Annotated in this window: 10 protein-coding genes; 7 read left to right on the forward strand and 3 right to left on the reverse strand. The window is 69.5% G+C overall.

The annotated features are described in order from the left end of the window. The 5 genes from Q0L54_RS07875 to Q0L54_RS07895 form a co-directional block, all read left to right on the forward strand. A partial coding sequence (locus Q0L54_RS07875; protein ID WP_296666890.1) for an FUSC family protein occupies positions 1-713 on the forward strand: 713 nt, incomplete at its 5' end. Further along, positions 710-1,312: a GNAT family N-acetyltransferase gene (locus Q0L54_RS07880; protein WP_296666893.1), complete on the forward strand. Its 603-nt coding sequence runs from the start codon at positions 710-712 to the stop codon at positions 1,310-1,312. The genes Q0L54_RS07875 and Q0L54_RS07880, both read left to right, overlap by 4 nt. Positions 1,313-1,366: 54 nt before the next feature. Beyond that, complete coding sequence (locus Q0L54_RS07885) at positions 1,367-1,960, forward strand: TetR/AcrR family transcriptional regulator (protein ID WP_296666896.1); 594 nt, start codon at positions 1,367-1,369, stop codon at positions 1,958-1,960. A gap of 1 nt (position 1,961) precedes the next feature. Then, the gene (locus tag Q0L54_RS07890; protein ID WP_296666899.1) at positions 1,962-3,695 is read left to right on the forward strand and encodes an ABC transporter ATP-binding protein; all 1,734 of its coding nucleotides are present in this window, start codon (positions 1,962-1,964) and stop codon (positions 3,693-3,695) included. Beyond that, complete coding sequence (locus tag Q0L54_RS07895; protein ID WP_296666902.1) at positions 3,692-5,689, forward strand: ABC transporter ATP-binding protein; 1,998 nt, start codon at positions 3,692-3,694, stop codon at positions 5,687-5,689. The genes Q0L54_RS07890 and Q0L54_RS07895 overlap by 4 nt, the downstream gene beginning before the upstream one ends. Positions 5,690-5,734: 45 nt before the next feature. Here Q0L54_RS07895 and Q0L54_RS07900 read toward each other — a convergent pair whose 3' ends face one another. Genes Q0L54_RS07900 through Q0L54_RS07910 form a run of 3 tightly spaced genes read right to left on the reverse strand, consistent with a single transcriptional unit; the run spans position 5,735 to position 7,541 of the window. Next, a complete protein-coding gene (locus Q0L54_RS07900) occupies positions 5,735-6,784 on the reverse strand; it encodes a TIGR00341 family protein (protein WP_296666905.1) in 1,050 nt (349 codons plus the stop codon). Next, the gene (locus tag Q0L54_RS07905) at positions 6,784-7,092 is read right to left on the reverse strand and encodes an SHOCT domain-containing protein (RefSeq protein ID WP_296666907.1); all 309 of its coding nucleotides are present in this window, start codon (positions 7,090-7,092) and stop codon (positions 6,784-6,786) included. The genes Q0L54_RS07900 and Q0L54_RS07905 overlap by 1 nt, the downstream gene beginning before the upstream one ends. A 17-nt stretch (positions 7,093-7,109) precedes the next feature. Then, positions 7,110-7,541 carry a DUF6325 family protein gene (locus tag Q0L54_RS07910; protein WP_296666911.1) on the reverse strand — a complete coding sequence of 144 codons (432 nt, stop codon included), beginning with the start codon at positions 7,539-7,541 and terminating at the stop codon, positions 7,110-7,112. Between the two features lie 371 nt (positions 7,542-7,912). On the opposite strand from Q0L54_RS07910, the gene rho reads away from it, so the two are divergent. Together rho and rpmE are read left to right on the forward strand one after the other, a co-directional pair. Then, positions 7,913-9,562: a transcription termination factor Rho gene (gene rho, locus Q0L54_RS07915; protein WP_296666916.1), complete on the forward strand. Its 1,650-nt coding sequence runs from the start codon at positions 7,913-7,915 to the stop codon at positions 9,560-9,562. A gap of 226 nt (positions 9,563-9,788) precedes the next feature. Then, on the forward strand, positions 9,789-9,998 hold the full coding sequence (gene rpmE / locus Q0L54_RS07920) for a 50S ribosomal protein L31 (RefSeq protein ID WP_296666913.1): 210 nt from the start codon (positions 9,789-9,791) through the stop codon (positions 9,996-9,998). Positions 9,999-10,108: the final 110 nt, after the last annotated feature.

Consider the following 10,108-nt stretch of genomic DNA (forward strand, 5'->3'; position numbering starts at 1 on the left):
ACTCGCCGGCTCTGCTGGGCCTGATAGTCGCCGCGTCGGTGATGGCGGCCGCGCCGCACGTGCTGAAGCTGGGACCGGTGGTGGGCGCCGCTCCCGTCGCGGTCGCCGCGGCGGGCACCGACGCCGCCGCGGCGGGTCCGGTGGCGCTGGGAGTGGGCGCGGCGGTGGGTGCGCTCGCCGTGACCGTGGTGCTGCGCGCGCTGCTGAAGGTGCGTGTCCCGCCCACGCCGCTCGCTCCGCGCCTTGCGTGGACGTACCTGATCGCGTTGGCCGCGGGCGCGGGGTTGGCCATCGCCGTCGCGCGCGCGTTCGACGTCGCCCACTCCCTGTGGATCGTGGTGGCGCTCTCGGCGGTGCTGGTCCCGGCCGCCCGCGAAACCCAGCGGCACGCGGTTGCGCGCGTGGTCGGCACGCTCGTAGGTGCGCTGCTGGCCACGGTGGTGGCGTCCGTGCTGCCGGGATGGGCGCTCGTCGTGGTCGCGGTGATAGGGCTGGTTTTCGGCATCGGCTGGGCCCTGGCGCAGTCGCAGAGCGCCGGCAGCGCGTGGACCGCTGGGGCCATCGTGCTGATCGCGGGCGCGATCGAGGCGAACGCAGCCTGGGATGCCGCGCTGCAACGAGCGGGACTCACTGTGATCGGCGGAGCCATCGCCGCGGTGCTCGCGCTCGCGATCGCCCGCGCCGAGACCGCGGAGGAGGGCGAGGCTCCGTGACAGTGAGGGCGGCGACCACCGCGGACCACGCGCGCATCGCCCGCATCTGCCTGCTCACGGGCGCCCAGGGCGACGATGCGACCGGTCGCTTCACCGACGACACCGCATTGTCCGACGTCTACGCGACGCCCTACCTCCATGGCCCTGGCGGGTTCTGCCTGGTGTGGGACGTCGACGGCGAGGCCTGCGGGTACGTGCTGGGCACGTCCGACACGGCCGCCTTCCAGCGCTGGTTCGTCGCCGAGTGGTGGCCCGAGGTCTCGCGACACCACCGGCCGCGCACCACGGATGACGCGTGGCTGCTGCCGTCCGCCGCGGACCCCGAGCGCATGATGATCGCGCAGCTCGACGAGTTCCCCGCGCATCTGCACATCGACCTCCTCCCGGAGTGTCAGGGCAAGGGAGTGGGACGCGCCATGATCGAGGCCGCCTGCGCCCTCCTGGCCGAGCGCGGCGTGCCCGGTGTCCACCTGGGAGCCGAGCGCGCCAACGCCGGCGCCCAGGCGTTCTACCCGCGCGTCGGGTTCGTCGCAGTGGACGGGGACGATGCGACGGTCACCTTCGCGCGCCGCCTCGCCCACGGCGGCGCGAGCGCCTGACCGTTCCCGCGTTCCGACTTGCGGAGTGAGTGCTCACTCACTTAGGGTGTGCGCATGACAGTGAAGACCGGGCGCGCGCGCCCCATGGCGGTCGAAGAGCGACGCGCGTCCATCGTCGACGTCGCGATCCCGCTGATCATCGAACGTGGCGGCGAGGTCACCACGCGCGAGATCGCGGACGCCGCCGGCATCGCGGAGGGCACGGTGTTCCGGGCCTTCGCGGACAAGAACGAGATCATCGACGCGGCGATCGCGCGGGTGATGGACCCCGCGGAGACGCTGACTGAGCTCGAGGCGATCGGCGCGGCGCTGCCGCTCGCGGAGAAGATCGAGCGGGTCGTGACGGTGCTCCAGGCCAGGGTCGATGCCGTGGTGCGTCTCATGGCCGCGCTGGGTCCGCGCGATCACGCGCGCCACCGCGCGGGCGACGACGCTCACAAGCCGCCGCTGTCCGAGACCACGGGCGTGGTGGAGCGCCTGCTCGAACCGGACCGGGACCGGCTGCGCGTCCCGGTCGCGACCGCTGTCGACTACCTCCGGATCCTGGTCTTCGGCACGTCCATGCCGTTCCTCAGCGACGGGTCGACGTCGGATCCCTCTCAGCTCGCGGACTTCATCCTCCGCGGCATCTCCCAGGAAGGACGCTGACATGCTCTGGAAGCTCCTGGTCAGCTCGACCCGGCCGTACTGGAACCTGCTGATCGGCGTGGTGGTGTTCCAACTCGCCCAGTCGATCGTCAACCTGTACCTGCCCACCCTCAACGCGGACATCATCGACAAGGGTGTCGCAGTCGGAGACACGGGCTACATCTGGCGCATCGGCGGCGTGATGCTGCTGCTGTCCTTCGTGGGCATCGCGTGCACCATCACCGCCGTCTACTTCGGCGCCAAGATCGCGATGCGCGTGGGCCGGGACCTTCGGCGTGACATCTTCGGCCGTGTCTCGGGCTTCTCGGAGGCCGAGGTCCAGCGGTTCGGCGCCCCGTCGCTCATCACCCGCACCACGAACGACGTGCAGCAGGTGCAGATGCTGGTGCTGATGACCTGCACGCTGCTCATCGCGACGCCGTTCACCGCGATCGGCGGCGTGGTACTCGCGCTCCAACAGGACGTCCAGCTCTCGTGGATCATGGCCGTGGCCATCCCCTTGCTGCTCATCATCGTGGTCCTGATCGTGTCCCGCATGGTGCCCCACTTCCGCCGCATGCAGGTGCGCATCGACGGCATCAACCGCGTCATGCGTGAGCAGCTGACGGGCATCCGGGTGATTCGCGCCTTCGTTCGCGAGCCCCAGGAGCAGGGACGCTTCGCGGATGCGAACGCGCTCGTCACCGAGTCGGCGGTGAAGGCCGGCCGCCTCATGGCGGCGATGTTCCCGCTGGTGCTGCTGGTGGTGAACCTGGGCTCCGTCGCCGTGATGTGGTTCGGGGCCGACAGGATCGACTCGGGCGAGATGCAGGTGGGGGCGCTGACCGCCTTCCTCAGCTACCTCATCCAGATCCTCTTCTCCGTGCTGATGGCGACCTTCCTGTTCGTGCTCGTGCCGCGCGCGGCCGTGTCCGCGGACCGCATCACCGAGGTGCTCGAGACCGAGTCGACGGTCGTGTCCAAGGGCGACGCGGGCGTGGCGGTCCCCGACGCCGGCGACGTGGTCTTCGAGAACGTCACCTTCACCTATCCCGGCGCCGAGCAGCCCGTGCTCGCCGACGTCAGCTTCACCGCCCGCCGCGGCACCACCACGGCGATCATCGGCTCGACCGGTGCGGGGAAGTCGACGCTCGTCAACCTCATCCCGCGCCTCTTCGACGCCACGGGCGGCAGCGTCCGCGTGGGCGGCGTCGACGTGCGCGACGCGGACCTCGAGTCGCTGTGGGCGCACACCGGCCTGGTGCCGCAGCGCCCGTACCTGTTCGCCGGCACGGTCGCGTCCAACCTGCGCTTCGGCAAGCCGGACGCCTCGGACGAGGAGCTCTGGGACACCCTCTCGATCGCGCAGGGCGAGGACTTCGTCCGCGCGATGCCCAAGGGCCTCGACAGCTCCATCGCCCAGGGCGGCACCACCGTCTCGGGCGGCCAGCGCCAACGCCTGGCGATCGCCCGAGCGTTGGTGAGACGCCCCGACATCCTGATCTTCGACGATTCGTTCTCGGCCCTCGACACCGCGACGGACGCGCGGCTGCGGGCCGCGCTGCGCCGCGAGGTCACGGACGCGATCGTGATCGTGGTCGCCCAGCGGGTCTCGAGCATCGTCGAGGCGGACCAGATCCTGGTCATGGAGCACGGGCGCATCGTCGATCGCGGCACCCACGCCCAACTGCTCGACACGTCGCCCACCTACCAGGAGATCGTCAGTACGCAGCTGCGAGCGGAGGAGGTGGCATGAGCGAGAACTCGACCGAGGAGGAGCGTCCGGCTCCCGTCCGCCCGCCGCAGCGCGCCCACGGCCCCATGGGCGGCGGGATGGGCATGCCTACCGAGAAGCCGATGAACTTCAAGGCGTCCGCCGGCAGGCTCGCGCGGCTGCTGGCGCCCGAGATGCTCCTGGTGGCCGCCGTCGTGGTGCTGGGCGCGGGCTCCGTGGCGCTGTCCGTGGTGGGCCCCAAGATCCTCGGCAACGCGACCACGGTGATCTTCGAGGGGTTCATCACCGGTACCGGCATCGACTTCGACCAGCTGCACACCATCCTGCTGTGGGTGACGCTCATCTACATCGCCTCGGCGGTGCTCGGCCTTGTCCAGGGCCTCGTGCTCAACGGCGTCACCCAGCGCACCGTCTACCGGCTGCGCGAGGACGTCGAGGACAAGATCCACCGGCTGCCGCTCAGCTACTTCGATCGCAACCAGCGTGGAGACCTGCTCAGCCGCGTCACCAACGACATCGACAACATCTCGCAGACGCTCCAGCAGACACTGAGTCAGTTGTTCACCTCGGTCCTCACCGTGGTCGGCATCCTCGGGATGATGTTCTGGATCGACCCTGTGCTCGCGCTCATCGCGCTCGGCTCGATCCCGCTGACCCTCGTGACGGTCATGCAGGTCGCCAAGCGTTCGCAACCCAAGTTCGTGGCGCAGTGGCGCCACACCGGCGAGCTCAACTCGCAGATCGAGGAGGGCTACACCGGCCACGCGCTCGTCAAGGTCTTCGGGCGCCAGCGCGCGTCCCAGGAGGAGTTCGCGCGCAAGAACGAGGACCTCTACGAGGCCAGCTTCGGCGCCCAGTTCATCTCGGGCATCATCATGCCGTCGACCATGTTCATCGGGAACGTCGTGTACGTGGCCATCGCAGTCGTGGGCGGCCTCAAGGTCGCGAGCGGCACCATGTCGCTGGGCGATGTGCAGGCGTTCATCCAGTATTCGCGTCAGTTCCAGCAGCCGCTGAGCCAGCTGGGCTCGATGGCGAACCTGCTGCAATCGGGCGTCGCCTCCGCGGAGCGCGTCTTCGAGTTGCTGGACGCCGAGGAGCAGAGCGAGGACCCCGCCGGCGCGGCGACCCCGACGGACGACCACGGCAGGCTCGTGTTCGAGGACGTGAGCTTCCGCTACTCCGAGGACAAGCCGCTCATCGACGACCTGTCGCTGACGGTCGAGCCCGGCCGCACCGTGGCGATCGTGGGGCCCACGGGCGCCGGCAAGACCACGCTGGTCAACCTCATCATGCGCTTCTACGAGCTCAACGCGGGCCGGATCACCCTCGACGGCGTCGACATCGCGTCGATGACGCGAGAAGACCTGCGGTCCCGGACCGGCATGGTGCTCCAGGACACCTGGCTGTTCGGCGGCACCATTCGCGACAACATCGCATATGGCCGCACGGGCGCGACGGAGGAGGAGATCCACGATGCGGCGACGGCGGCCTACGTCGACCGCTTCGTGCACTCGCTTCCCGACGGGTACGACACGGTGCTGGACGACGACGCCACCAACCTCTCGGCGGGCGAGCGACAGCTCATCACCATCGCGCGAGCGTTCGTGGCCCGGCCGCAGGTGCTCATCCTGGACGAGGCGACCAGCTCCGTCGACACCCGCACCGAGCTGCTGGTACAGCGGGCCATGGAGAAGCTGCGTCGGGATCGCACCGCGTTCGTGATCGCGCACCGCCTGTCGACCATCCGCGATGCGGATCTCATCCTGGTCATGGAGCATGGCGCGATCGTCGAGCAGGGCACTCACCGCGAGCTGCTGGCCGCCAAGGGCGCGTACGCGCGTCTCTACGAGGCTCAGTTCGCCGCGCCCATCGACGAGGTCGAGCCGCCGCTCGATCCGATCACCGTGCCGGGCGAGGACCCCGCGCCGTTCGAGGACGCGTCGGTTCCGCACCCGCAGGGCCCGCCTCACGCGGGTGAGGGTCTGGACGATGCGGGGGTCGACCGGGGATAGCGCCGCGCCGGCGCGCCCGGGTCGGGGCTGCGGCCCCGAGCCCGATCAGCCGGCGTCGGGGGCGAAGCCCTCGAGGTTGTCCGAGTCGAAGGAGTAGGACGGCACGAACTCGACGCTGATCAGGTCGGTATCGAGCCCTGCCGCGGCCATGGCCTCGTACACGCGGGGGATGTCCGGGAGCGGCGGCTCGCCCTTGACGATCACGTGGATCTGGTTGCGCTCTCGCGGCGTGATGGAGACGATCGACCAGCGCGTGCCCTCGGTGACCTGCTCGACGTAGTCGGTGATCTGCGCGATGCGCGACCTGTCCGAGATCGACTTCGCGGTCGAGTACGTGAGGGGCACTGCCACCACGAGCAGCATCACCATGGTGGTGAGGTACGCGCGGGCGCGGCGCTTGCGCTCCGCCTCCTTGTCCTCGGCCATCTCGATCCGGAGCTTGGAGAACCCGTAAACCGCCATGACGATCGAGCCGGTCGCGAGGATCGCGGCAACGTTGGTGACGAAGAGGAGCAGCGCACCGAAGGCCTGGCCCCACGCCCCCGACTCGAGGGTGAGTCCCACCACGCACAGCGGGGGGACCAGGGAGATGGCGATCGCGACGCCGGGCAGGGTGTCGGAGATGTCCGAGCGCAACAGCGCGATCGATCCGACCACTCCGGTGGCGAGGGCCGCGAACAGGTCGACCAGCCCGGGCGAGACGCGCCCCGCCACCTGGTCGTTGGTCTCCGCGAGCACCGGCTGGACCACCATCAGGCCCACCAGGAATCCCACGCCCACGGCGCCGGCCGCCCCCGCGATCATGATCGAGATCGACCGCGTGAGGTTGCGACGGTCCCCCAGGACCGTGGCCAGCATGGTCCCCTGGATGGGCCGCATGAGCGGAGCGACGATCATGGCGCCGATCACGGTGGCCGTGGAGTTGGTGACCACGCCCGCGCTGGCGATCGCCGACGCGAGGGTGAGCAGCAACCAGAACCGGGTGTGCTGCGAACGCACGCTCGCGCCGTCGAAGAAGACGGCCTCGCGCATGTAGTCGACGGTGTTGAGCTTGGCGCCCCAGCGCGTCTCGCCGGGAGTCGATGCCGCCGACATCAGCCGAGCAGCTTCGCCTTCGCGGCCGCGAACTCCGCATCATCCAGGATGCCCGCGGCGTTCATCTGCGCGAGCTGAGTGAGCTGGGCCATGAGGTCGCCTCCGGCCGACGGTGCCGGCGCGGCCACCTGAGGCGCGGGCGCGGGTGCGGCCTCGACATACTGCGGCTGCTGGGCCTGAGCCTGAGCCTGGGCCTTGCCGGCCTGTCGCCGCGCGACGTTGCCTGACACCGCGGTGGCGGTGCCCGTGATCACGGCCGTGCGCGCCATGGTGCCGACGAGTCCCGGCCTTCCGATCCTTCTAGGCATGTCTGTTCCCTTATCTCTCAGGCCTCGGCGCTGATCGCGTCGAGGACCTCCTGGACTACCGGACCCGGCACCCGTATGGTGTCGAGCAGCTCGCCGCCGGCCGCGAAGATCGCGTCACGCAGCGGCACCACCCAGGTGTGCTCGAAGCACAGCACTGCCGCAGCGGCGCCTACCGGAAGCGAGTCCATCAACTCCTCGACGTCCTCGTCGTTGAGCAGGCCGTCGATCTCCCGCACCAGCGCGCCCAGGGCCGCGACGTTCGGGTCCTCGGTCACCTCAGCGATCTCCAGGATCTCGACCTCGTCCTCCGCGACCTTGCGGACGAAGACGCCGTCCACGATCGAGACCGTTCCGGAGGCGACCAGACGCTCGAGCTCGGGGAGGATCGAGCCGTCGAAGCGGCCCTCCGCGAATCCGATCGTGACGATCTCGATGGGTCCCAGCGTCATCACATTCCCCTTTGATCGCGCACCCTACACGGGTGCGTCTGGTCGAAGGGTATTCCCTGTCGACTCGCGGCGCCAACGCTATCTCGCGGCGGTCGCGAAACGCCGGAACGCATCGTCCTGACGCGCCGCGATGCTGGGCTGATTGTGCCGTCTGGCCTGCGGTGTTACCCTGATGGGGCTTCCTCCGGACGGCGCCCGTCGCCCCGGACGATACGCAATCCACGTTGCAGACGACTGCCGATGATGTCTTCCGTCAGCCGTACCCACGTGGTCGATCTCGCACTTCTGGAGCCACAGGGGCTCGTGCGAGGAAAGGAATGTACGTGACAGACACGACAGTGGCCTCCGACCAGATAGCCACCCTCTCCGCCATGAAGCTCGCCCAGCTGCAGGCGCTCGCCGCCGAGCTCGGAGTCTCGGGCACCGCGCGGATGAGGAAGAAGGACCTGGTCGACGCCATTCAGAACGGTGGCGTGGTTTCCGCCAAGGAGACCCCCGCCGCCACCCCACCCAGCGACGGCCCCGCGCAGGCGGAGACCGCGGAGCGGCCGCAGCGCCGCCGCGCCGAGTCGCCGCAGACCGCCCCGGAGGGCGGCGAGGGCGCCGAGGATCGCGCCCGCCGCGCCAAGGAGGCCGTGACACTCGCCGCGCTGCCGCAGCCGGAAGACGACGGCGACCAGCGCCGCCAGCCCAACCAGGGCGGCCAGCAGAACCAGCAGCGGAACCAGCAGCAGTTCAGCGATGACGATGAGCGCGGCGGGCGTCGCCGTCGGGGCCGAGGCCGCGGACGCGGGCGCGGCCGCGACGGACTGCCGAACGAGGGCGGCGGCGTCGCCGTTCCCGTCCAGCTTGACGATGACGATGTGCGGGACGACGAGGAGTTGACCCCGGTGGGCGGCATCGTCGACATCCTCGACAACTACGCGTTCATCCGCACCACCGGCTACCTTCCCGGCAAGTCGGACGTCTATGTCTCGATGAACCAGATCAAGAAGTACAACCTGCGCAAGGGCGATGCGATCACCGGCACCGTCCGCCCGCCCCGGCCGGGCGAGCGTGGCCAGCGCCAGAAGTTCAACGCGCTCGCGAGCGTCGAGCAGGTCAACGGCATGGGGCCGGAGGAGGCGCGCACGCGCCCGTCGTTCGGCGACCTCACGCCGCTGTACCCGCAGCACCGTCTCCACCTCGAGACCGATTCGCGGAACATGACCAACCGCGTGATCGACCTGGTGGCGCCCATCGGCAAGGGCCAGCGCGGTCTGATCGTCTCGCCGCCGAAGGCCGGCAAGACCCTGGTGCTGCAGTCGATCGCCAACGCGATCACCACCAACAACCCCGAGGTCCACCTCATGGTCGTGCTCGTCGACGAGCGCCCCGAGGAGGTCACGGACATGCAGCGCACGGTCAAGGGCGAGGTCATCGCCTCGACCTTCGACCGTCCGGCTGACGACCACACCACGGTCGCGGAGCTCGCGATCGAGCGTGCCAAGCGCCTCACCGAGATGGGTCACGACGTGGTGGTGCTGCTCGACTCCATCACCCGCCTGGGCCGCGCCTACAACATCTCGGCGCCGGCCTCGGGCCGCATCCTCTCGGGTGGTGTCGACTCGTCCGCGCTGTACCCGCCCAAGCGCTTCTTCGGCGCCGCGCGCAACATCGAGAACGGCGGCTCGCTGACCATCCTCGCTACCGCGCTGGTCGAGACCGGCTCGAAGGCCGACGAGGTGATCTTCGAGGAGTTCAAGGGCACCGGCAACATGGAGCTCAAGCTCTCGCGCACGCTCGCCGACCGCCGCATCTTCCCGGCCGTGGACGTCAACGCGTCCGGCACGCGCCGCGAGGAGATCCTCATGAGCCCCGAGGAGCTCAAGGTCATGTGGAAGCTGCGTCGCGTGCTGACCGGCCTCGAGCAGCAGCAGGCCATCGAGCTGCTCCTGGGCCGGCTCAAGGAGAACAAGACCAACGCCGAGTTCCTCATGCAGGTCGCCAAGACCACGCCGGGGATGGACGAGGACAAGTAGCGAGCCAGTCTGCGCGCTGGCGGGACATGAGCGGCGGAATTCGCGAGATTCCGACCGCCAGGTCCCGCCAGAACGCGTGGGGGATCGCACGGGGACGATGCGCCGGTTCCGGGAGCGGGTCCCGGTTCGCCACCCCTTGACACGTCTGGCATAATCGAACGTTGGCCAGCCGGTTCACCGAGCGCGAGGTACGCGTGCGGACCCGGCGGCACCTCTAAGGGAGATCATGAAGAAGGACATCCACCCCGAGTACGTGGCCACCACTGTCACGTGCACCTGCGGCAACACGTTCGAGACCATGTCGACCGTGACGTCCGGCGTCATCAGCGCCGAGGTCTGCTCGGCCTGCCACCCGTTCTACACCGGCAAGCAGAAGATCATGGACACCGGTGGTCGCGTGGCCCGCTTCGAGCGCCGCTACGGCAACCAGAAGTAACGAAGCTCACCGCGCGACGACGTGGCCGAGGCCTTCGCAGCCGTCCAGCCGATGCTGGACGAGTATGCCGACATCGAGCGACAGCTCGCCGACCCCGCGGTTCACGCGGA

The sequence above is a fragment of the Demequina sp. genome, from assembly GCF_024642165.1.
GTDB lineage: Bacteria > Actinomycetota > Actinomycetes > Actinomycetales > Demequinaceae > Demequina.

Coding starts and splice junctions, on each gene's coding strand:
- Q0L54_RS07890 (WP_296666899.1), top strand. CDS start 1,962: ATGCTCTGGAAGCTCCTGGTCAGCTCGACCCGGCCGTACTGGAACCTG.
- Q0L54_RS07885 (WP_296666896.1), top strand. CDS start 1,367: ATGACAGTGAAGACCGGGCGCGCGCGCCCCATGGCGGTCGAAGAGCGA.
- Q0L54_RS07910 (WP_296666911.1), bottom strand. CDS start 7,541: ATGACGCTGGGACCCATCGAGATCGTCACGATCGGATTCGCGGAGGGC.
- Q0L54_RS07895 (WP_296666902.1), top strand. CDS start 3,692: ATGAGCGAGAACTCGACCGAGGAGGAGCGTCCGGCTCCCGTCCGCCCG.
- rpmE (WP_296666913.1), top strand. CDS start 9,789: ATGAAGAAGGACATCCACCCCGAGTACGTGGCCACCACTGTCACGTGC.
- rho (WP_296666916.1), top strand. CDS start 7,913: ATGAAGCTCGCCCAGCTGCAGGCGCTCGCCGCCGAGCTCGGAGTCTCG.
- Q0L54_RS07900 (WP_296666905.1), bottom strand. CDS start 6,784: ATGTCGGCGGCATCGACTCCCGGCGAGACGCGCTGGGGCGCCAAGCTC.
- Q0L54_RS07905 (WP_296666907.1), bottom strand. CDS start 7,092: ATGCCTAGAAGGATCGGAAGGCCGGGACTCGTCGGCACCATGGCGCGC.